At 66.6% G+C, this 22,256-nt stretch carries 19 protein-coding genes and 3 pseudogenes; 8 read left to right on the forward strand and 14 right to left on the reverse strand.

Features of this window, described 5'->3' with window-relative positions; all coding sequences use genetic code 11:
• Window positions 1-589 (forward strand): annotated as a pseudogene (locus CJ301_RS16315) (site-specific integrase); the annotation flags it as partial.
• A 244-nt stretch (window positions 590-833) separates the two neighbouring features.
• On the opposite strand, the gene CJ301_RS16320 reads toward CJ301_RS16315, so the two are convergent.
• From CJ301_RS16320 to CJ301_RS16360, 12 genes and pseudogenes are all read right to left on the reverse strand, one after another.
• Entirely contained in the window at window positions 834-2,180 is a 1,347-nt protein-coding gene (locus tag CJ301_RS16320) for an IS5 family transposase (protein WP_099278429.1), read from the reverse strand.
• 191 nt (window positions 2,181-2,371) lie between these two features.
• Window positions 2,372-2,464: pseudogene (locus CJ301_RS19160) on the reverse strand (ATPase); the annotation flags it as partial.
• Between the two features lie 76 nt (window positions 2,465-2,540).
• Window positions 2,541-3,689 carry a hypothetical protein gene (locus tag CJ301_RS18865; protein ID WP_162620584.1) on the reverse strand — a complete coding sequence of 383 codons (1,149 nt, stop codon included), beginning with the start codon at window positions 3,687-3,689 and terminating at the stop codon, window positions 2,541-2,543.
• A 53-nt stretch (window positions 3,690-3,742) separates the two neighbouring features.
• Window positions 3,743-4,594, reverse strand: a complete 852-nt coding sequence (locus CJ301_RS16325) for a serine/threonine-protein kinase (protein ID WP_162620585.1) — start codon at window positions 4,592-4,594, stop codon at window positions 3,743-3,745.
• Complete coding sequence (locus tag CJ301_RS18870) at window positions 4,581-5,342, reverse strand: hypothetical protein (protein ID WP_162620586.1); 762 nt, start codon at window positions 5,340-5,342, stop codon at window positions 4,581-4,583. The genes CJ301_RS16325 and CJ301_RS18870 overlap by 14 nt, the downstream gene beginning before the upstream one ends.
• Before the next feature lie 483 nt (window positions 5,343-5,825).
• A pseudogene (locus CJ301_RS16330) lies at window positions 5,826-6,457 on the reverse strand (transposase); the annotation flags it as partial.
• A 64-nt stretch (window positions 6,458-6,521) separates the two neighbouring features.
• Window positions 6,522-6,947, reverse strand: coding sequence for a pseudoazurin (locus CJ301_RS16335; RefSeq protein ID WP_099278431.1), 426 nt, complete (start codon window positions 6,945-6,947; stop codon window positions 6,522-6,524).
• 25 nt (window positions 6,948-6,972) lie between these two features.
• Window positions 6,973-7,317, reverse strand: a complete 345-nt coding sequence (locus CJ301_RS16340) for a DUF779 domain-containing protein (protein WP_099278432.1) — start codon at window positions 7,315-7,317, stop codon at window positions 6,973-6,975.
• A 76-nt stretch (window positions 7,318-7,393) separates the two neighbouring features.
• The gene (adh, locus tag CJ301_RS16345) at window positions 7,394-8,917 is read right to left on the reverse strand and encodes an aldehyde dehydrogenase (protein WP_099278449.1); all 1,524 of its coding nucleotides are present in this window, start codon (window positions 8,915-8,917) and stop codon (window positions 7,394-7,396) included.
• 156 nt (window positions 8,918-9,073) lie between these two features.
• A complete protein-coding gene (locus CJ301_RS16350) occupies window positions 9,074-11,263 on the reverse strand; it encodes a hybrid sensor histidine kinase/response regulator (RefSeq protein WP_099278450.1) in 2,190 nt (729 codons plus the stop codon).
• Window positions 11,264-11,265: 2 nt separating this feature from the next.
• Window positions 11,266-12,432 carry an FIST N-terminal domain-containing protein gene (locus CJ301_RS16355; protein WP_099278433.1) on the reverse strand — a complete coding sequence of 389 codons (1,167 nt, stop codon included), beginning with the start codon at window positions 12,430-12,432 and terminating at the stop codon, window positions 11,266-11,268.
• A 24-nt stretch (window positions 12,433-12,456) separates the two neighbouring features.
• Window positions 12,457-13,149, reverse strand: coding sequence for a response regulator (locus tag CJ301_RS16360; protein ID WP_099278434.1), 693 nt, complete (start codon window positions 13,147-13,149; stop codon window positions 12,457-12,459).
• Between the two features lie 139 nt (window positions 13,150-13,288).
• Here CJ301_RS16360 and CJ301_RS16365 point away from each other — a divergent pair, with 139 nt between their 5' ends.
• Complete coding sequence (locus CJ301_RS16365) at window positions 13,289-15,373, forward strand: 4Fe-4S binding protein (RefSeq protein WP_099278435.1); 2,085 nt, start codon at window positions 13,289-13,291, stop codon at window positions 15,371-15,373.
• Window positions 15,374-15,381: 8 nt separating this feature from the next.
• Window positions 15,382-16,263, forward strand: coding sequence for an FAD:protein FMN transferase (locus tag CJ301_RS16370; RefSeq protein WP_099278436.1), 882 nt, complete (start codon window positions 15,382-15,384; stop codon window positions 16,261-16,263).
• A 4-nt stretch (window positions 16,264-16,267) separates the two neighbouring features.
• On the opposite strand, the gene CJ301_RS16375 is transcribed toward CJ301_RS16370, so the two are convergent.
• Both CJ301_RS16375 and pedF read right to left on the reverse strand, forming a co-directional pair.
• Window positions 16,268-17,164, reverse strand: a complete 897-nt coding sequence (locus tag CJ301_RS16375) for a substrate-binding periplasmic protein (RefSeq protein WP_110522088.1) — start codon at window positions 17,162-17,164, stop codon at window positions 16,268-16,270.
• Window positions 17,161-17,841 (reverse strand): cytochrome c-550 PedF, encoded by a 681-nt coding sequence (pedF, locus tag CJ301_RS16380; RefSeq protein WP_099278437.1) that lies wholly within the window; start codon window positions 17,839-17,841, stop codon window positions 17,161-17,163. The genes CJ301_RS16375 and pedF overlap by 4 nt, the downstream gene beginning before the upstream one ends.
• A 140-nt stretch (window positions 17,842-17,981) precedes the next feature.
• On the opposite strand from pedF, the gene CJ301_RS16385 reads away from it, so the two are divergent.
• From CJ301_RS16385 to CJ301_RS16405, 5 genes are all read left to right on the forward strand, one after another.
• Entirely contained in the window at window positions 17,982-19,154 is a 1,173-nt protein-coding gene (locus CJ301_RS16385; protein ID WP_254050180.1) for an ABC transporter substrate-binding protein, read from the forward strand.
• Complete coding sequence (locus CJ301_RS16390; RefSeq protein WP_099278438.1) at window positions 19,151-20,128, forward strand: YVTN family beta-propeller repeat protein; 978 nt, start codon at window positions 19,151-19,153, stop codon at window positions 20,126-20,128. The genes CJ301_RS16385 and CJ301_RS16390 overlap by 4 nt, the downstream gene beginning before the upstream one ends.
• Window positions 20,125-20,562: a hypothetical protein gene (locus CJ301_RS16395; RefSeq protein WP_099278439.1), complete on the forward strand. Its 438-nt coding sequence runs from the start codon at window positions 20,125-20,127 to the stop codon at window positions 20,560-20,562. Before CJ301_RS16390 ends, CJ301_RS16395 begins: the two co-directional genes overlap by 4 nt.
• On the forward strand, window positions 20,559-21,278 hold the full coding sequence (locus tag CJ301_RS16400; protein WP_099278440.1) for an ABC transporter ATP-binding protein: 720 nt from the start codon (window positions 20,559-20,561) through the stop codon (window positions 21,276-21,278). Before CJ301_RS16395 ends, CJ301_RS16400 begins: the two co-directional genes overlap by 4 nt.
• Window positions 21,279-21,358: 80 nt before the next feature.
• Window positions 21,359-22,126: an ABC transporter permease gene (locus CJ301_RS16405; protein WP_254050181.1), complete on the forward strand. Its 768-nt coding sequence runs from the start codon at window positions 21,359-21,361 to the stop codon at window positions 22,124-22,126.
• Window positions 22,127-22,256 lie beyond the last annotated feature (130 nt).

Raw genomic sequence — 22,256 nt, forward strand, 5'->3', positions numbered from 1 at the left:
GGGGCGCCCTGGCGAGAAAATCATCAAGGACGGCCTGTTCTGGATTCCCCTTATTGCCGCATATACCGGCGCCCGCCGTGCGGAGATCGCGGGCCTCGCGATCGAGGATCTCCGTCAGGACGAGAATAGCCTTTGGTTCTTCGATATCCGCTTTACGCACCTCCGCCGTCTCAAGAACGAGGCCTCGATCCGCAAGGTACCGGTTCACACTCACCTCATCGAGCTTGGCTTGATCGAGCACCTGAACGCCCGGAAAAAGTCAAAAGTTGCAGAGCTATTCCCTGACATGCGGCCGAAGCATGCCAAGGGCACCTTTGGTGATCGGCTCGACCGGAACTGGAGAATGATCGTGACGCAACAGCTCGGGAACGATGAGAACGACAATTCGCCCGAACAGGTTTTCCACTCTCTTCGCCACTATGTGGTCAACCAGCTCAAGCGCGATCCTGAACTCAAGGCAGGGTACGAAAAAGATATCATCGGGCACGCGGGACGAGACGAAACCGAGGAGCGCTATGGGGATACGTTGCCTATCAGCATCCTCAAACCCGCCATCGAACGCCTTCCACGAGTGTTCGCATTCGACTGACAGCACTAAGATCCACGTATTTGCCCACACTCGATCGAACTTGCCGAGTTCGACAGTAAAAAGTGGCGCCTACAACCCGGACCGGTCGTTCGTGCTATGTGCAGCAAAAGGCCGAAAGCAGCCCTTTTGCGACCTTCGTGCCATGTGCAGCAGGGAGCCGACGGTTAGGCACGAAGGGCGGCAAGCCGACTTGCTGCGATGCGGCATTGCAGCCGCGTAAAATAGTCGGCCCTGAACAACGACCTCAGGCGGCGGCAGCGCCGGTTGGCCGGTAAGGATCCGGTTCGAACGCACCAATAAGGGCTGCGATCAGCAGAGACAAAAGCGCCCTGAGGTGGGCGAGGATCTTGCGGATGTTGTGACCGCAGGCGCAGAGGACGGCGAAGATCGCGTCGCCGGCGGTTCCCTTGAGCGGACAGCGCGTCAGACGCCCATCGGCTTTCATGTGGCCGATTTCCGGCTCGATGGCACTGCGGCGCCGTAGGAGCTTGGTCAGTGCTGGCGTCATCCCTTTGCGCGTGCCGCTGATCAGCACCCGCGTGGTCTCGACGCCGTGGCCACGGTAGCCCCGGTCGACGACGGCAAGCGTCGGTCGCTGATCCGTCAGCACCTCGACCTGCTCGAGAGTCTCGGCGAGGGTGTGGCCGTCATAGGGATTGCCGGGCAGCGCCCGCATACCGACGATGAAGCCCTCGCGGATGGTGGCGGCGACGCTGACCTTGGTGCCGAACTCGTAGCGCTGCCGCGCCTTGCCCTTCGAGATGCAGTCCACCTGCGGCTCATGCAGGCTGAAGATCTTGCCTTTGTCCTGCGGCTGCTGATGCAGCAGCCGGGAGGTCAGAACCAGCATGTCGAGAGCACGCGTCCGGAGCGGTCCTGCCGGCATGTCATCGATCTGGCGGCGCAGGTCGCGCATGACGCGCCCCGTGTAACCTCGCAGCGTTCGCAGCGCCTTTCGCATCCGCTTGAACTGCCGGGCATGCGCATAGCGCCCGACCTTGACCGTTAGGCGCGGTGCCAGGCGCGCATAGCTCTGGCGCAGCTCGATCCCGGCCTCGACCGCAAGCGCCACCAGCTTCTGCCGCGCCGTCTCGTAGAGCCGGGCGTCGGTCGGATGCGCGATGTTCTTTTCCATGACCGTGGTGTCGACCGACACCTGCATCAGGCTCTTGTCCGCCACCGCGCCCGAGGTGCGACCTGCTTCGATGGTCTTCGTGAGCAGCCATTCCACACCTTCTTCGCCGACGCGCTTGCGCCAGCGGGTGAGCGAGGAGGGATCGATCGGCGGCCGGTGCTGGAAGAACGTCTCACCGCAGAAGTGCTGGTAATACGGGTTCTCCACCCAGCGTGCGACCACGGCTTCGTCCGAGAGCCGGTAGGCGTGCTGGAGGTAGAGGAGTCCAGCGATCAACCGTGGTGATGTCGCTGGTCGCCCGACCGACGATGGAAAGAACCCGGCCCACTCACGCTCGAAGAACTCCCAGTCGATCAGCTCTGCCAACGTCGCCAGCTCATGGCGCATGTCGATCATGTCGGTCAGTCGGGGCCGCAGGAGGTCGTCCTGCTCTTCAGCGCGGGGATGAGGCTTCATCACGGCTCCGGAATTCGCAAGCTTTCGAAACACAGCTTACGAAAGCCTGCAAATCATCGCCACCATTTCCTAAAGTTCAGAGAGCAAATTCAGGCGCTTGGGAGTTGCTCAGGGCGAACTAAAATAGTGACAGCCGCCATTCACGAGCATGACAGCGAAACTTCCACTAGCGCGGGCCTATTCGGGCGTTGAGGCCGTTCCCCGAAGTCGAGATCGGTCGTTACGATGATCGAGGCGCGCTCCCAGACGCGGGCGGTGAGGTGGAACAGCAGCTGTCCGCCGGTCGGCAACGCGCACAGCGCCGCAGGTTGTTATGTCGCTTCCTAAAGCGCAATCACGTTCGAAGTATCGACCGTCTGTTCACGGCCCCCCTTGCAACTGAAGCCACTGATAGTCGCCCGACATATCTGCCAGCATTCTCGTTCCCGCCGAAGCCCAAGAAGGCTGATATGAGTTGCTTCCGTCGCGAAGAATCAAACCTGCAGTGTGAACTTGGCTGTGAAGGGTATTGGCGCTCGCTAAATCAGATATGACGATTTGCATCGCTTGCCGTGCATCTGCCGATGCCGCAAGTGGACTCACATACGCAATTATCTGGTGGACCATATGCCGATAGGAATCCCACTTCTGCCAAGCAGTGGCGGTCACTGTTGACACTGCCCCTGAGTACGGCGAGTGAACCAGAATTGTGTTCTGCAGCGCAGATGGCAGCTGGAGCAATTCATCTGGGTACACAATTGTGCCCCAAAGCGGAGTAGAAAAGAAGCGTGGCGGCGCGTCGCCACCACCACCTTGCCCCGTCGACGGCTGGAAGCGAGATCGTGTGAAACCCCAAAGGTTTTGCCAAAAGCCGATGGCCGCGGCTCTCGCGCCAGAACCGAAAGCAAGCCCGGCCAATGGGCCCGCGTATGCGTGAAGGACGGGCTTCCCCGTGCAAGCGAGTGTTAAGCCTGCCGAACAGTAACGGAATACCGCTTCGACGTCCGTTGGAAGCCGCTCAGCGCTGTCAAATTCGATAGCGTAGTACCAACCATCGGCATTGAGTGCCGTCGCTTGGGATAAGATAGATTGCGCGACTTGAGATGTTGTGATGCTACCGCCCATGACGACAGTTGCGTAGGTCGGAATGCCTAGCGAGTCACCCGCAGCTTTAGCAGCAGCAAAGAGACGAGCATTCAGCTGAGCTATATCTGGCCGAGCCGCCTCGTAGGGTATCGCTGGTGCAATAACCGCGCTAGAGCCTAGTGCTTGGTTTTCATCACGCAGAGCAGCTGTAAGATTTGCAAAGGAGTGAGCTGAAAGCGCTCCAAGAGATGCGATCGACTGCCGGAACTGTGCGATTGGGTAGCTGGAGAGCTTTCCATCCGCAAAGTCGGGTTCGTAGAATTGAGGGTCGAGGAGAACATCCGCGCCAGCGCGTTTATAATCGCTCGCGTATTCTTGTGCCTTCTCGTATGCCAAGTCTTTCGGGCTCAGGATTACACCTGCACCCATTCCAGTTTGCAGCATTTCGAGAATAAATTTCTGATTGTTAGCACCGCATTGATGCCAAGCTCCCCGCCTCATTGCTGCCCCCCCAAACCATTTAGGATGGTTCCGACCATAGCCGCACTAGTTGGTCTGCGACCTCGTTCTTTTTCCAGCAATCGTTGCAGGACAAGCTTCAGGGTCGGGTCAAGACCCAAGTAGTCAGGGTCCGATTTGAAATCCTCCGACGTACAAATGGCTTCGTCTAGTTCGTCAAATGTCTTCGGGCTATCAGTTAGGGATGGGTGCTTCCCAACTGCCGCCTCGTAAAGAATGACGCCTAGAGCATACAGGTCAGTTCGTGGATCGATATCACGCTTCGTACCGCGGAGCTGTTCCGGGGCAAAGTATTTCGGGGTACCCAGCATCGCGCCCTCAACGGTTGCGGTGAGACTTTCCATGTCCAGAAGTCGTGCGAGGCCAAAGTCAATAATTACAGGCTTCCCTGTATTATCGACCCTGACATTGCTGGGTTTAAGGTCCCTGTGTACAATATTATTTTCCGCTAGCGCATTTAGACCGCCGCAGAGAGGAACAAATATATCTTTGATCTGCTGTAGGCTCAACTTTCCATGAGCCGCTAAGTAGTGTGAGAGATCGCTTCCGGCTACAAATTCTTCCACTAGGTAGTGCCGCGTTTTACCACCGCGCGCGCTATATTCGTATTCAACCACCCTGGCTACGTTAGGATGGTTGAGGGTTTGCATCGCCAAAACTTCACGCTGAACTCTTTCGAGAGACTGCGTTGGAGCAATGATTTTCAAACAAAAATCATCATCGTTTCTTTTGACGTGGAAAGCCGCTTTTTGAGCGCTTGGTGTCAGTGCGGTTACAAACTCATAATCCGGGTGCTGCTGACTTGCGTCATCTATACTAACTTGAAACACTGTTATCAGAAGCCCTCAAATCTCCTGCCGCTCTCGCAGCGACAGTATAGTAGTATGCCCAAGCCTTAGGGGATGACTTCCTTGCTCGCTTCACAACGCGACTTACGCCATTGTCGTCGATCGAAATCAGCCCCAAGCCCAATGACGAGAAAGCTAATTCGTCCTTAACGCGTTTAGCAACACCTTCAGGCAGAGCCACAAAGGACCGGTGCGCGAAAATGCGATTTCGTGACGCTTGCGCAACAGCTTTCTTCCAGTCGGAAACTTTCACCTCGACTGCCGAAACATCATCCAAGATGTTCTGCCATGGCTGCGCCAAGCTAAAGTTCTTTTGAATTTGCTCGATTACGCCCTGTCCTTGGAGCGCATCTAGTTTGTTAAGCGTGGTCTTTTCGCTCAAACCCAGACGTTCCGCGATTGTCTCTCCGCGAGCGCGCCGAGCTGCGCGCAGGTATCCGAGAATTGCAATGGATATGCTGTCTGCATCAGCGATGCTTACGGCCTCAGGCCGCACACTTGCTCGTAGCAAATCTGGCACCCCCGCTCCAACCGGGACGGTGCTTCCCGTCCAAGAAAATTCACCGAGAGGGAGTAACTTCGCGATATGTTTTTCTACAGAAGCTTGCAGAACAGCTTCAGGGCCGACTTTGAGTGGCCGAAACACCGAAACATCAGCGTGGCTTGATGCTGTAAGTTGGACTGAATCAAGCAATTTTTTCCCCACTCGCGTGGGCTGCAGTTTACCCATTTTTTTTCAAGCAGTCCAGTATCTTGTGATCCTTGATCACTAGATGTTCGACATAAAATTGTGAGCTCCTCGAGCGAACAGAGGCGACAAAGCGTGAGGTGGTGAATGCCGTGGGTCTGTTCCAGCTGTAGGTGAGCGGCGTCGGACGATCCGGATCAAGGTCCGCTTCGTCCGCTTCACCGCCACTAACTGGCCATAAGTGCTGCGCACCGAACGAACGTCGGGTCTGGTGAATGCCGCGGGGCAGCCCGGCGCCATCTCGCACGACGACTGAGGGCCGTTTGCGGCCTTTATTAGGGAGCAGCGCATTGAGACGAGCGGGGCGGAGTGCCCTGCCCTGTGGCCCTTAAATGCAGAAAGCCTCCCGAGGGAGGCCTGTTTGGATCTGTGTCAGATTTCAGTGGTTGCGAGAGCAGGATTTGATGAAACACGTACGGCCGGAAGACTGCGCGCTTCGGTGTAACCAATAGCCCCGCGTTTCTTTTCGACATCAAACTGCCGATCAAGGGTGCTGTCGAGGATGATCGAGGGCTTGCCGCCATACTTGCCGGGGCGGCGCTAGTAGCCGATCTGTGCCTTGATTTCAGCCAGCTTGGTCAGGCGGGAGACACGGTACAAACAGATGCTCTCAGCCTTGTTCGACAAGATTATCGTGTAGCTTCCGGTGCCCATAGACCTTGCCGCTTTCAACTAAGGCCTCCCTCAGCATCCCGGTCTGACGGCGATCTTCCGGAGCCCGCCTGCACAGCAGCGCCTTCAGCTATGCGTAGAAACTACTTGGCTGGATGCGCAGGCGCCGGCACATCGTCCGAGCAAAGAACCGCTCGCGATGCTTGGTCACGAACGCGTATCTCACTTTGTATCCCAAGTGAAATACGCGGTGACCTTTCCCGAATATCGCGCTCTGAAACCCGTGCCATCTCCGCCTTCACATGCCGGATCTCCATGTCCTTCTCCGTCTCGCCCGAAGAGCCCATTGCGAACTTCTTTCAGGCGCAGAGCGAATGCGGGCTGACCCCGAGCTGCTCCGACACTTCCCTAAACGAGCAGCCCCGCTCGGTGATTTGCGCAACCGCGAATCGCTTGAGCTCGTCGCTAAAGTTGCTGCTGCTCATCTTGCCTCGCATCAAAATTGAAGAAGGCGTCTACAAGCTATGGGGCTATTCACTTCTCGCCTTTTCAAGAGCCTGCCCGCGCCAGCAGCTCCTTCATCACCGGCACGGCCTTGCCGCGCAGCTTACCGATCTTAGGCGCCGATCCAGGCTCGCCGACCTTGATCAGCCCGACCATGCCCATCGCTTCGTGCGGCTTGCACTTATAGGGATAATAGCCCGGCGCGTCGAAGGTCACGGTGATTTCCTCATCGCGCTTGCCCTTCCAGCTCTCGAAGCCCTCGGGTAGCATGTCGTCTACGGTCTCGGTGTTGTGCGACTTTTCGGTGGCGAGGAAAGTGACGCTGTCACCAGGCGCGATCTCCAGATAGGCTGGCTCGAACACCATCATGGCGCCGTCGGCGCCGCGGCTCAACATCCTGATCTCGTGGGTCTCGGCGAAGGCGGGGGCGGCCAGGGTTATGGCCGCGGCGAGGGTCGCGGTGAAGCGCATTAGATCGGTCCTTTCGGGGAAGGGGTTAGAGACAGACCTCGGAGCGGGTCAGGAAGCGCCGCCCCGTGCCGTTGTCGAGCGAGAACATCCCGCCGACGCCGTGGATCGCATCGATGGTCAGGGTGGTGTGCTTCCAGCGCTCGTACTGGTCGCGGTTCATGTAGAACGGCACGCCGCCGATCTCGCCCATCAGCACGTCCTGCGGGCCGGTGATGTAGTCCGAGGCGGCGAAGCACATCGGCGCGCTGCCGTCGCAGCAGCCGCCCGACTGGTGGAACAGCAGGTCGGCGCCGTGGCGCACCTTGATCTCCTCGATCAGGTCCAGCGCGGCCGGGGTGGCGGTGACCATCGGTCGGGGCGTGTCGGCCATGGGCCTGTCTCCGGAAGGGGGATGGGGCCCGGACCGGCGCGGGAGTTCGCCGGTCCGGGCGGGGAGGCGCGGCCTCTTAGAAGAAGCCCAGCGCGTTCGGGTCGTAGGACACCAGCAGGTTCTTGGTCTGGCGGTAGTGATCCAGCATCATCTTGTGGTTCTCGCGCCCGATGCCGGACTGCTTGTAGCCGCCGAAGGCCGCGTGGGCGGGATACTGGTGGTAGCAGTTGGTCCAGACCCGGCCAGCCTGGATCGCGCGGCCCATGCGGAAGGCGCGGGAGCCGTCGCGGGTCCACACACCGGCGCCGAGGCCGTAGAGCGTGTCGTTGGCGATCTCCAGCGCCTCGGCCTCGTCCTTGAAGGTCGTGACCGACAGCACCGGGCCGAAGATCTCCTCCTGGAAGATCCGCATCTTGTTGTTGCCGCGGAAGACGGTGGGCTGGATGTAGTTGCCGTTCTCGAGGCCCGAGCCGAGGCTCGCGCGGTCGCCGCCGATCAGCGCCTCGGCGCCCTCGTCGCGGCCGAGCTTGAGATAGGAGGTGATCTTCTCCATCTGCTCGGTCGAGGCCTGCGCGCCGATCATGGTGTTCATGTCGAGCGGGTTGCCCTGGCTCACCTTGCCGACCCGCTCGATCGCGCGGGCGATGAAGTCGTCGTAGATCGATTCCTGGATCAGCGCCCGGCTCGGGCAGGTGCAGACCTCGCCCTGGTTGAGCGCGAACATGGTGAAGCCTTCGAGGCACTTGTCGAAATAGGCGTCATCGGCCTGCATCACGTCCTCGAAGAAGACGTTGGGCGACTTGCCGCCGAGTTCCAGCGTCACCGGGATCAGGTTCTGCGAGGCGTATTGCATGATCAGCCGGCCGGTCGTGGTCTCCCCGGTGAAAGCGATCTTGGCGATCCGGTTCGACTGCGCCAGCGGCTTGCCGGCCTCGAGGCCGAAGCCTTGCACGATGTTGAGAACGCCTGCCGGCAGCAGATCGCCGATCAGCTCCATCAGCACCATGATCGAGGCCGGGGTCTGCTCGGCCGGTTTCAGCACGATGCAGTTGCCGGCGGCCAGCGCCGGGGCGATCTTCCAGGTTGCCATCAAGAGCGGGAAGTTCCACGGGATGATCTGGCCGACCACGCCCAGAGGCTCGTTGAAGTGGTAGGCGAAGGTCTGGTGGTCGATCTCGGCGATCGAGCCCTCCTCGGCGCGGATCACGCCCGCGAAGTAGCGGAAATGATCGACCGCCAGCGCGATGTCGGCGTTGATCGATTCGCGGATCGGCTTGCCGTTGTCGATGGTCTCGGCGGCGGCGAGCAGGTTGGTGTTGCGCTCGATCACGTCGGCGATGCGGTTGAGGATGTGCGAGCGATGCGCCAGCGAGGTCTTGCCCCAGGCGGGGAAAGCTGCGTGGGCGGCATCGAGCGCGGCCTCGACGTCGGAGGCGTCGGAGCGGGCGATCTCGCAGACGATCTCGCCGGTGATCGGGGTCGGGTTCTCGAAATAGCGGCCCGCGCGCGGCTCGACAAACTCGCCGCCGATGTAGTTGCCGTAGCGCGCCTTGAACGGGAACGGCACGCCGAGATGGCTGGTGTCGAGCGCGGCGCTCATCGAACGGCTCTGGCCGTCCTGGGTCTGGATGTTCATGTCGTCCTCCCTGAGTTGACGCGGGCCGTCGCGATGTCGCGGTCTGCGCGTCTGGGAAGAGGATGCCTAAACCGGGCGGGGGCGGAAATGCGGCCATGGTCGTAAGACCATGGTCGCGGGTCAGGAGTCGAGGCCCAGCACCGCCCGCAGCGCCTCGGCGCCGACCGGCTTGGGCAGGATCGTCACCCCCGCCCGCCGTGCGGCCTCGCGCAGCTCGGGCGAGCGGTCGGCGGTGACCAGACGGGTCGGGCGCCCCGGCAGCAGGCCGCGGAGCGCGGCGATGGTGTCGAGGCCGGTCATGCCGTCCCCGAGCTGCTGGTCGACCAGCAGCAGGTCCGGCTCGGCCCCGGTCTCGCCGATCAGCTCGATCGCCGCCTCGCCGCTCTCGACATCGAGCACGGTCACGCCCCAGCGCTCGAGCAGATGGCACATGGCGCGGCGCAGCTCGGCGTCGTTCTCGACCAGCAGCACGACCCGGTCGCAGCCATCCTCGTGCGCGACGGCGGCAGGCCCGTCCGAGGCGGCCTCGGCCACCGCCTGGGTCACCGGCACCGTGACGCTGAACCGGGTGAAGCGGCCCGGCTCCGAGATCACGTCGAGCGGGTGGCCGAGGATCGCGCAGGCGCGCTCGACGATGGCGAGGCCCAGCCCCATCCCTTCCGAGGCCGAGGCGCGGGCGTTGAGCCGCGCGAATTCGCGGAAGATGGTCTGGAAATCCTCCTCCGGGATGCCGGGGCCGGTGTCCCAGACCTCGATCGCCGCCGCGCCGCCGCGCCGCCGCGCGCCGACCAGAACCCGTCCGGTCTCGGTATAGCGGACCGCGTTGCCGATCAGGTTCTGCAGCACCCGCTTGAGATAGGTCCGGTCGCTGGTGACGCTGAGGGCGCAGGGCAGAATGCGCAGCTCGATCCCCTTGGCCGCGGCCTGTAGCGCGAACTGGTCGCGCAGCTGCGCCAGCACCGGGCCGAGCGCCACCGGACCCACATCCATTGAGGCGTGGCCCAGTTCGAGCTTGGAGATGTCGAGCAGCGCGTGCAGGATCGCCTCGACGCTGTGCAGCGCGTCATGCGCCTTGCCCAACACTTCGCGGTTGGCGGGGTCGTCCTGGCGCAGCGCCGACAAGAACAGGTTGGCCGCCGAAAGCGGCTGCAGCAGGTCGTGGCTGGTTGCGGCGACGAAGCGCGAGCGGCTGGCATTGGCCCTCTCGGCCCGCTCCAGCGCGTCCTCGAGCTCGAGCGTCCGGCCCCGCACACGTTCCTCCAGCGCCTCGTTGGTGCGGGCGAGGTCGTGGATCGCGCGCCGCTCGGCGGTGATGTCGGTGAAGGAGAACACGAAGCCGCCATCCGGCATCTGCTGGGCCGAGGCGTCGATAAAGCGCCGGTCCTCGCTGCGCATGGTGAAGCGCAGCGGCTGGCGCGCCAGCGGGGTCTCGACCCAGGCGGCGAGGCGGTCGCGGGACATCTCGCCGTCAAAGCCGAAATCCTGCGCGATCATTCGCCACAGCGCCGGGAACTGCAGCCCGCGCCTGAGCCGCGGCGTCGGAACGCCCATCAGCTGGGTCAGGCCGTCGTTCCACCCTGCGAGCCGGATCCGGCCGTCGAAGATGCAGATTCCCTGCTTGATGTGGTCGAGCGTGGCGCGCGCCATCCGCGACTGGTCGTCGAGCATCCGCTCGCGCGCCTGGCGCTCGGCGCGGATCATGTCGGTGACGTCGGTCTGCAGGATCACAGTGCCGCCGCCCGGGGTGCGGTGCTGGCTGATCTGCACCCAATGATCCCCGGCGAGCGAGACGTTGAAGATCGCGTGGCGGTCGTCATGCCGCGCCAGCCGCCGCGTGCGCCAGATCTCGGGCGTCTCGCCCGGTGGCAGCGACAGCGCCCGCGAACCGGCGACGCTGTCGATGTAATCCACGAAGCGCAGCCCCGGCACCAGCTGATCGCGCAGATCGTCCATGTGCATCCCGAAGCGCGAGTTGCACATCACCATGACCCCGTCGGGGTCGAACATGGCGAAGCCCTCCTGCACCGTCTCGATCGCGGTGGACAAGTCGCGCCGCGCGGCCTCGGTGTCGCGCATCGCCTGCGCCAGCCGGGCGTTGGAACGGTTGAGCATCCCCAGCGCGTCCTCGAGCTCGGCGGTGCGGGCCTGGACCTGCTCCTCCAGAAGCGCCGCGCGGCGGAACTGGGCATAGGCCTCGCCCGAGCCGGTGCCGCCGCGCTCGACCTGCCGCACCAGCGCGTCGACGATCTCGATCAGCTTCTGGTTCTGCCGTTCGAGACCGTCCTCGGGGTCGAGATAGGCGTGCGGGATGCTCACGGCCGGCGCAGCGCCACGCCGGTCATGGTCTGGTTGACGTGCAGCCCGTTGAGCTGTTCGCCATAGGTCGAGAAGCCGACGATCCCATGCTTGCGCAGCACCGCGCTCATCCGCCCGCCCATCTGCTTCTCGGTGGCCTCGAGCCGGCGCAGGATGCAGTCGAAGGCCAGGATCGCGTCGGGCGGGCCGTCCTCGCGGGCCATCGCCTCGAAGGACGCGTCGAGATGCTGCGCGATGTCGCGCGGCTCGGCCAGCGACAGCACCATCCCCTCGTCGATCGCGGCGTAGAACACCAGCTCGCCCGCCTCGGTGACCCTCTGGATCGCCCGGACGTGGTGGCGCCCGCCGATCCGCACCACCAGGGGGTGCGCCGCGAAGGTGAAGGCCGACAGCTGGCTGCGGTCGAGCCCCAGCACGCGGGCGTATTCGCGCGCCGCCGGCTCGCCGTTGAGCCGCCGCACCAGCCGCGCCTCGGGGTCGGCCTGGGTGACGATCATCCGCTCCTCGGTGGGGTCGAAATGGTCGAGGTTGAACACCGCCGCCCGGCAGGCGGTGCGCACGAAGGCGAGCACCGCCGCGCCCCGGTGCCAGGCGCCGTCGATCAGCACCCGGGTCTCGCCGAAATCCTCGCCGTCGCCGGCCGAGCCGCCGAACAGCGGCACCCGGCCGATCCCGGCCGAGAGCGCGGCGGCGAGCGCGTCCTCGCGCCGCGACAGCCCGTCGACCAGCAGCATCGCGAATTCCGAGGTCCAGTTCGGGCGGCGGCCCTCGACCCGGGCGCGGGTCTCGGCCAGCTGGCGCAGCATCTCGGGCGCGCCGACCCGGTCGAGATCCGGGATCGCCATCACCTCGGCCTCGAACAGCTCGGCCGGCAGGCCGATGCCGACGATCTCGTCCTCGGCATAGCCCGCGCCGGTGATCTCGCCCGCGGTGGTGCAGCCGATCACCGCTCGCGCGCCGGGCCAGGCGGCGGCGGCGGCGGCCAGCGCCGCCATCGGCGCGCGCGGCGCGGCGAAAATCAGCACCAGCGCGAAGGGACCGGGCCCCAGCACGCGCATCAGCGCGGCCGCCGGATCGGCCTCGAAGGCCGAGACGCTGGCGCTGCGCAGCACCCGACCCGCCCCGAGCCGCGCCCCCTCCGGCGCGTCTGCGACAGCCTGCATCGCGATCTCCTCCCCGCGCGCAGGCTACCGCCCGGCGGGCGGCTCGGGCAACATGTTTCCGAAGCTGGCCTCCTTGGCCAGCAGCACCGCCTGGGTGCGGGTCTGCACCCCGAGCTTGCGCATGATCGAGGTGACATGCGCCTTGACCGTGGTCTCGGCGATCGACAGGTCGTAGGCGATCTGCTTGTTCATCGCCCCGCAGCAGATCTTGTGCAGGATCGTCGCCTGCTGCGGGGTGAGCTGCGCCAGCCGGTCGATCGCCTCCTCGGTGCCGCGTCCCGGCGCGTCGGGAAGGTCCATGCCGTCGGGCAGGTAGAGCCCGCCCGCCGCGATCACCCGGAAGGCGGTCAGGAACACCTCGCGCTCGCTGTGCTTGGGCACAAATCCGCGCGCGCCAGCGCGCACCGCCGCCGCGACCACCTGTCGGTCCGCCATCGACGAGACCACCACGATCGGCGCCGCGCCCGCGACCCGGCGCAGCCGCACCAGCCCGTCGAGGCCGGACACGTCGGGCAAATGCAGATCGAGCAGGATCACGTCCCAGGCCTCGCCCGCCCCCAGCCGGTCGAGCGCCGACTGCAGCCGGTCGGCGGTGTCGATCTGCGCGATGCCCACGAAATTCCTCAGTGTCAGCCCCAGCGCGTCGCAGAACAGTGGGTGGTCGTCGATCACCAGCGCCCGCCCGAAGGCCCCGTTCTCCTGTTGCGTCCCGGCCATGATCGCACCCCGTGCATTGCGTCCCCGTCCACACTACCAGCCCCTGCCCGGCCGCCCCATTGGCCAAAAGTCCCATGCCGCGCGCTCCGCGACCAAGGTCGGATTCCCGCGCCCCCATGCGCGCGCCTAGCCTTTCGCCATGTCTTGCCACCGCGCCCTGCTTCTTGCCGCACTCGTCGCCTGCCTGCCGTTCGCCCCGGCGCGGGCCGAAGCGCCCGCGCGGGAGGAGATCGAGGCGTTGATAGTGCCGCCCTATGCGCTGGGCGGAGAACTGGGCGAGGGGGTCTGGCGGCTTTCGAACTCGGGCGGCGCGGCGGCGGGCTACGCCTTCCGCACCGCACCTCTGGCGCCGCTGCCGGGGTTTTCCGGCGCGCCGATCGACATGCTGGTGACGCTCGACCCCTCCGGCGGCTTCATCGACGCGAAGCTCCTGACGCACAACGAGCCGATCTTCGTCTCCGGGCTGGGCGAGGCGCCGTTCCGGGCGTTTCTCGAACAGTATCGCGGGCTGTCGATCGACGACAACATGGTGGTCGGCACCCCTTACGGGGCGGGCGAGACCGGCTCGGCGCTGGTGCATCTCGACGGGGTGAGCAAGGCCACGGCCAGCGTGCGGATCGCGCATGAAACCATCCTCGCCGCCGCGCTCAAGGTGGCGCGCGAGCGGATGCGCGGCATCGACACTGCCCCGCCCGCCCGGCCCGACCTCGACCACGACGAGCCGCTGGACTGGGCGGCGCTGGCGGCGCAGGGGCTGGCGGCCCGCCTTGCCGTCACCAATGCCGAAGTGGATGCCCGCTTCGAAGGCACGATCTGGAGCCATGACGATCCGCAGGCCCGCGCCGAACCCGAGGCGATGTTCCTCGATCTGTGGCTGGTCGATCTCGGCCCGCCCGCCATCGCCCGCGCGGCGCTGGCGCCCGCCACGCTCAAGGAGCTTGACCGCCTGCGCGAAATCGCCCCGCATGACGAGCCCCTGCTGCTGATCGAGGCCGGGCGGCACGGTCTGGTCGGGCCGGACTTCGTGCGCAACACCGCTCCCGAACTGGTCTCGGCCCGGCAGGGCGGTCTGCCGGTCGCGCTGCGCGACGCCGACATCTTCGTCGAGACCGCGCCCGGCGCGCCGGAGGGCACGGCGATGATCCTGCGCGCCGACCGGCGGCTGGGCTTCGACCCGGCGGCGGAGTGGGTGCTGGACGTGCGCGCCACCCGCGAACACGGCATGCTGATGCCCGAGATCGGCGCCACCGTGTTCGAGCTGCCGCATGTCACGCCCGAGCGGTTCTTCGAGCGACCCGAAGTTGTCACCCCGCAGACGCCGGCCATGGCGGCGCTGGCGGCGCGGGCCGGGGATCTCGGACTGCTGGCGGTGTTCCTCGCGGCGCTCCTCGCGGCCCTCGGGCCGGGTCTGCGCCGCGCCGCCGCGCCGGGGACGCTGACGCCGCTGCGGCTCGGGGCGCTGACGGTGACCACAGGTTTCGTGGGCTGGTGGGGACAGGGGCAGCTGTCGGTGGTCACGGTGCTGGGCGGGATCCGCACCGCGATCGAGGGACGCAGCTTCGCCTTCCTGCTCTACGACCCGTTCGGCCTCGCGGTCTGGGGCGCCGCGATCCTCGGCTTCGTGCTGTGGGGCCGGGCGCTGTTCTGCGGCTGGCTGTGCCCCTTCGGCGCACTGCAGGAATTCGCCCATCACGCGGGCCGGCTGCTGCGCCTGCCGCAGATCCGGCCCTCGGCGGCTTGGGACGCGCGGCTCAAGCTTCTGAAATACTTGGCGCTGGCCGGGCTGGTGCTGATCGCCATTCTCGCGCCCGAGCATGTCGACACCGCCGCCGAGATCGAGCCGTTCAAGACCGCGATCACCACCTTCTTCGTCCGCGAATGGTACTATGTCGCCTATGCCGCCTTCTGGCTGCTGCTCGGGCTGGTGCTGTTCAAGGGGTTCTGCCGCTATCTCTGCCCGCTGGGCGCGGTGATGGCGATCGGCGGGCTCCTGCGCGGGCGCGACTGGATCGCCCGGCGCGAGACCTGCGGCTCGCCTTGCCAGCTCTGCCGGGTCAAATGCGCCTATGGAGCCATCGAGAAGACCGGCGGAATCGACTATTCCGAATGCTTCGGCTGCCTCGACTGCGTGTCGATCCATGACGACCCGGCGCGCTGCGTGCCGCTGGTGCTCGACGCCCGCCGCCCCGGCCGCCCGCCGCCCCGTCCCGTCGCCGCCGAATGAGAGCCGCCATGCAGACCCGTCGCCGTTTCCTCGCCATCGCCGCCGCCACCCTCGCCGCGCCGGGCGCGGTCCATGCCGAGGGCTGGCGCGGCACCGCGCTCGGCGCCGAGGCGGCGATCACGCTTTCGGGGCCGCGCCGGGAGGTCGAGGCCGCGCTGGCCGAGGCCCGGGCCACCCTAGAGCGTATGGAGGCGCTGTTCAGCCTGCATCGCCCGGACAGCGCGCTTTCCCGGCTCAACGCCACCGGCCGGTTCGACGCGCCGGCGCCCGAATTCATGGCGGTGATCGATCTGTGCGCGGCCGCCCATGCCGCCACCGGCGGGCGCTTCGATCCGACCGTGCAGCCGCTCTGGCGGGCGCTGGCCGAGCAGGGCGACGTTCCCGCCGCCGCCGCGCGCATAGGCTGGGAGCGCGTCGCGCGCGGCGCGGGCCTCCGGCTCGGGCCGGGGCAGGCGCTGACCTTCAACGGCATCGCCCAGGGCTATGCCAGCGACCGCGTGGCCGAGGGGCTGGCGACGCGCGGCTTCGAACGGGCGCTGGTCAATATCGGCGAGATGCGGGCGCTGGGCGGGCCGTGGCGGATCGGCATCGAGGACCACGCGCGGGGTCTGCTGGGGCAGGCGACCCTCACCGGCGGCGCGATCGCGACCTCGAGTCCCGGCGCGCTGTTCCTGCCCGGCGGCGCGAGCCACATCCTCGATCCCAGAAGCGGCGGCGCGGTGCCGCCCGCCTGGTCGAGCGTCAGCGTCGAGGCCGACAGCGCTGCGCTGGCCGATGCGCTGTCGACCGCCTTCTGCCTGATGGAGCGCGACGAGATCGCGGCGCTGCGCGTCGCGGGGCTGAGGCGCGTGCGGCTGGTCGATGCCGCGGGCGATCTGACGACGCTCTAGCGCCTCACCATTCCGGCGCGGTCCAGCTCAGGCCGTGATCCTCGAAGATCGCCGCGATCCGGCCGTCGGCTACCGCCTCGGCGACGATGCCCTCGATCATGTAGCCGAGGTCGCGGTGGCTGTGATGCACCGCGAGGCCCAGCGCCCAGTCGGGCTTCATCAGCCCCGGGAAAGGTGGAACATGGACCAGCGCCCGGCCGAGTTCGGCCTCGAGCTGCGCACGCGGCCCCATCACCGCCGTCACCTCGCCCATGGCCAGCGCCGCCATCGCGGCTTCGGTGGTCGGATAGCGCGAGATGTTCGGCCCCAGCTGCCCGCCCGCCATCGCCGAGAGGTAGAAATCCGAGATCGAGTCGTTCTCGACCCCGACCCGGTGCATCCGGAACATCGCCGGACCGGGGCCCTCGGTGCCGAACACGCCCGCATCATAGGCCACTGCCAAGGTCTCGACCCCGTAGAGGCCGGTGAACATCACCTGCTCGACCCGGCAGGTGAAGGCGCTGTCATAGGGGATGTGCAGCATGACGTTGGCGACCGATCCGCCGACCACCGGCCCCTTCCAGACCCAGTTGCGCAGATCGGCGGCCAGGTCCTCGCCCGCGGCGACCAGCCGGAAGCGCGGCGCGACGCCCATCTCCTCGGCGATCAGCCGGCCAATCTCCACGTCGATGCCGATGGCCGCGCCGCCGGCCCGATGGGACCAGGGCGGGAAATCCTCGTAGACCGCGAACTCGACGAAGCCGCGATCGAGGATCTCGTCCAGCGTCTGGCCGACATAGTCGCGATCGGCGTTCTGGGGCTTGGGCTGCGGCACCCAATCCTCGCAACGCGCGAAGGCCCCGCCCCCCGCGAAGGAGAGGGCGAGGCCGAGCGCCAGCGTAAGGCCCGCGCGGCGCGTCACTGCGCGGCCGACAGGCCCACGGTCAGCGTCTCCGCGGCCTTGTTGAAGCTTGCGGGCGTGCCGTCGATCTGGGCGGCGGCGCGGTAGGCGATCGAATCGGCCACCGGCGCGCCCGACAGGGTCTCTATCTCCTCGGCGATGCCGGAAAGCTCGGCCTTGACCGCCTCGGCGTCGACCTCGCCGCCCGCCGCGAGCGTGTCGCGCAGCGCCTTGAGCTCGGCGGATTTGGCGCTCACCGCGTCCTCGTCGGGGCGGGTCTCGAGATAGGTGCGGATCGCCCAGGCCGCCTTCTGGCCCAGAAGATCGCCGAAGGCGGGCATCCGGGTGACGCCGTTCTGGGTGAAGCCGTGGCGGAACCGCTCCATGTACCACTCGTCGCCGTATTCCTCGGCCTCGAGAAAGCGCAGGTCAGGGGCGAGGCCGCCGGACACCGCGCCGAGGCCGTGGCAGCGGGCGCAGTTCTGGTTGTAGCCCGAGGCACCGATCTCGATCGCCTTGGCCCAGACCTCCTCGCCCTGCTCGCGATAGGGGTTCTCGGTCAGCCACTCCTCGCCGATATCGGGCAGGGCGTCGGTGTTCACCGCCTGGATGTCGAGCGGCAGGCCGGCGGCTTGGGCGATGGTCGCGGCGGCGGCGATCGCGCCGAGCGACGCCAGGATGCGTGTGGTGCGGGGCATGGTCGGTCCTCCCTTGGTCCTGGGCCACAGGGATAGCCGGACCGGGCCGGGCCGCCTATGCGACCTTCGGCGGGGCGCGACCATGGTCGTATGGGGGCGGGCCGGGCGGCGCTGCTAGCCTGCTTGGCGGGAGGAAGGCAATGCTGCGACAGGCGACATCCATCGTGATGCTGGGACTTTGGGCCGGCGCTGCGCAGGCCGCTATCGAGGTGCCGGTGACCTGGCTTAGGCAGGAGGTGGCGCACCCGCCGGTGCTGTCGAACCTCGACGAGATCCCCCAGGACGAGGGCCGCGCGGGCGCCGAGCTCGGCCGCGACGACAACGCCACCACCGGGCGCTTCCTCGGTCATGACTACGCGCTCGAGACCGTCTCGGTGCCCGAGGGCGGCGACCTCGAGGCGGCGGCCCGCGCGGCGCTGGCGCGCGGTGGCCTGCTGATCCTAGACGCGCCCGAAGACGCCGTTCTGGCGGTGGCCGACATGGCTGAGGCGCAGGGCGCGCTGCTGTTCAACGCTGCCGCCCCCGGGGCGCGGCTGCGCGGCGCCGATTGCCGCGCCAACCTGATGCACACCATCCCCTCGACCGCGATGCGCACCGACGCGCTGGCGCAGTTCCTCGTTCAGCGCCGCTGGGACGATCTGGCGCTGATCGCCGGGCAGCGGCCCGAGGACATCGATTATGCCGAGGCGCTGCGAGGCTCGCTGGCGAAGTTCGGTCTGCAGCTGCGCGCCGAGCGCGACTGGCTCGATGATGCCGACATCCGCCGTAACGCCGGGCAGGAGGTGCCGGTCTTCACCCAAGCCCTGCCCGATCACGACGTGCTTCTGGTCGCCGACGAGGCCGGGGATTTCGCCCGCTACATCGCCTATAACGCCTGGACGCCGCGCCCGCTCGCGGGTTCGGAGGGGCTGCAGGCGGTGGCCTGGGCGCCGGTGGTCGAAGCCTGGGGCGCGGCGCAACTGCAATCGCGATTCGAGGAGTTGGCCGGCAGAACGATGCGGCCGCGCGACTACGCCGCCTGGGCGGCGATGCGCGCCATCGGTGAGGCGGTGACCCGCACCGGGTCAGTCGACCCCGAAGTGCTGCGCGACTTTCTCCTCGGCCCCGATTTCGAGTTGGGTGGCTTTCTCGGCAGCCCGCTGTCGTTCCGGTCCTGGGACGGGCAGATGCGCCAGCCGATTCCGCTGGTGACCGAACGCGCAGTGGTCGCCACCGCGCCGCTTGAAGGTTTCCTGCACCCGGTGAGCGAGATGGACACGCTCGGCACCGACGCCCCCGAATCCCTCTGCGCCGCCTTCGAGGAGAAATCATGAGATACGCCGCCATCCTCGCGCTTCTCGCCACGCCCGCGTTCGCACAGGGCCAAGGCGAGATCTGGGTCACCAACGAGAAAGACGACACGCTGAGCGTGATCGACGTCGCCACGCTGGAAGTGGTGCGCACCATCCCCACCGGCGAGAGGCCACGGGGGCTGACCTTCAGCCATGACTTCTCACGGCTCTACATCTGCGCCTCCGACAGCGATGCGGTGCAGGTTATGGACCCCGAGACCGGCGAGATCCTGCACGACCTGCCCTCCGGCGAGGACCCCGAGCAGTTCGTGCTGCACCCCGACGACCGGCGACTCTACATCGCCAACGAGGACGACGCGATCACCACCGTGGTCGACACCGAGACACGGTCGGTGATCGCCCAGATCGACGTCGGCATCGAGCCCGAGGGCATGGCGGTGAGCCCCGACGGCCGAATCGCCATCACCACTTCTGAGACGACCAACATGGCCCATTGGATTGACACCGAGACCGAGGCGCTGTTCGCCAACACGCTGGTCGACGCCCGCCCGCGCCATGCCGAGTTCGTCAAGGACGGCACCGAGCTGTGGGTTTCGGCCGAGATCGGCGGCACCATCTCGGTGTTCGACGTGGCCAGTCAGGGCGAGATCGCCAAGATTGGCTTCGAGATCGCGGGCATCCACCCCGACCGCATCCAGCCCGTGGGCTTCGAGCTGACGGCGGACGAATCCATCGCCTTCGTGGCGCTGGGGCCGTCGAACCACGTGGCGGTGGTGAACGCGGAGACCTATCGGGTCGAGGACTACATCCTGGTCGGCCGCCGCGTCTGGCACATGGCCTTCAACGCCGACCGCTCGCTCCTCTTCACCACCAACGGTGTCTCCGGCGACGTGACCGTGATCGACGTCGCGAAACGCGAAGCCCTCAAGACCATCAAGGTCGGCCGCTTTCCCTGGGGCGCGGCCTTCCGTCCCGCCCAAGGAGACCCGGCATGATCAGACCTTTCGCCATCGCGGTCGCGCTCGTCGCCCCGCCCGCCCTGGCCGACGACCATGACGAGGCCGGCTTCGGCCCGGCGGGCGTGCTGTCCTCGGGCAACAAGCACGACCTGCCGCCGATCCTGCTCTCGGCGGGGATGCCGCTGGCCGAGGCGCCGCTGACGCTCAGATCCGGCAGCTACTACGAGATCGAGATCGAGGCCGACGGCAGCCAGGAGCTGGCGCTGACAGCGCCCGAGTTCTTCCGCGCGATCTGGATCGACGAAATCGTCATCGAGGGGCTGGAGATCCGCCCGCTCGGCCTAGACAGCGTCGAGTTCGACGAGGCGGGGGTGATGGAGATCGGCTTTCTGGCGATCAAGCCCGGCCGCTACGAAATCCAGGTACCCGGCGGCGGCGAGAGCCAGCGCCTCGCCGTGACCATCGAATGAGCGGGCTGGCGATTGAGGGGGTGAGCCACGATCACGGCGCGCGCCGCGCACTCGACGCCGTGTCGCTGCGGGTGGCGCCGGGGCAGTTCTGCGCGCTGCTGGGTCCCAATGGCGCTGGCAAGTCGACGCTGTTCTCGCTGCTGACCGGGCTTGCGGCGCTGCAGGCGGGGCGGATCGAGATCGCGGGGCACGACATCGCCCGCCGCCCACGCGCGGCGCTGACCCGGCTCGGGGTGGTGTTCCAGCAGGCTGCGCTCGATCCCGAGCTGCCGGTCATGGCCAATCTGCGCTACGCCGCCGCCCTGCACGGCATCGGCGGGCGCGAGGCGGGCCGCCGGATCGACGCAGCGCTGGCGCGGGTGTCAATGGCCGAGCGGGCGCGCGAACGGGTGCGCGACCTCAACGGCGGCCACAGGCGCAGGGCCGAGATCGCCCGCGCGCTGTTACACCGGCCGTCGGTGCTGCTGCTCGACGAGCCTACGGTGGGCCTCGACGCGGCCAGCCGCGCGGCGATCACCGCCCATGTCCACGACCTGGCCGGACAGGGCGGGTTGACGGTGCTCTGGGCCACGCATCTGGCCGACGAGGTGGCGCCCGGCGACCAGGTGGCAGTGATGCATCGCGGCCATATCCTGGCCTGTGCGGTGGCGCGCGACATCGCCCCCGAGGGCGATCTTGCGGCGCGGTTCCTAGCGATGACGGCGGAGCCGGCATGACCGACACGGCGCTCTCCACGGCCTCCGCCGCCCATGCGCCGTGCCCCCGGCGCCCCGCCCCCCGGGTCTGGGCGCTGGCGATGGGCTGGATCGTGCGCCGCGAGGCGCTGAGATTTCTGGGTCAGCGCGCACGGCTAGTCTCGGCGCTGGTGCGGCCGCTGGTCTGGCTTCTGGTCTTCGCTGCCGGCTTCCGCGCCGCGCTGGGGCTGTCGATCACCCCGCCCTACCAGACCTACATCACCTACGAGACCTACATCCTGCCGGGCCTGTGCGCGATGATCCTGCTTTTCAATGGCATGCAATCCTCGCTGGGCTTGGTGCTCGACCGCGAGACTGGCACCATGCGGCTGCTGCTGACAGCGCCGCTGCCGCGCTGGTGGCTCCTGACCTCCAAGCTGGTGGCCTCGACGCTAATCTCGGTACTGCAGGTCTATGCCTTTCTCGGCATCGCCGCCGCACTGGGCCATGCCGATCCCGGATGGGGCTGGCTGCTGGCACTGCCGACGCTATTCCTGTCGGGGCTGATGCTCGGCGCGCTGGGGCTGGCGCTTTCGAGCACGGTGCGGCAGCTTGAGAACTTCGCCGGCGTGATGAACTTCGTGATCTTCCCGATGTTCTTCCTGTCCTCGGCGCTCTACCCGCTGTGGAAGATGGCCGAGGCCAGCGCGCTCCTGCGCGATATCTGCGCCGCCAACCCCTTTACCCACGCGGTCGAGGCGATCCGCTTCGCGCTGCACGGCCAGGCCAACTGGCCGGCAATGGGTTGGGTGGCGCTGGCGGGGGCCGTGTTCCTCGGGCTGGCGCTGGCGGGGTTCGAAGCCGGGCGCGGTCGCAGGCGGGCACGCTAAGGCCCTCGACCAAAGTCGGGGCTGCGTGCCACTTCAGGACGGGACAGGCTGACATCATCCCGAAAGCTTTCTTTCCACCTGCTGCCGACCCCGCCGCCCGCGTCTCTCCTGCGGGCGGCGTTGGGCGTTG

The organism is Limimaricola cinnabarinus, from assembly GCF_002723615.1.
Taxonomy (GTDB): domain Bacteria; phylum Pseudomonadota; class Alphaproteobacteria; order Rhodobacterales; family Rhodobacteraceae; genus Limimaricola; species Limimaricola cinnabarinus_B.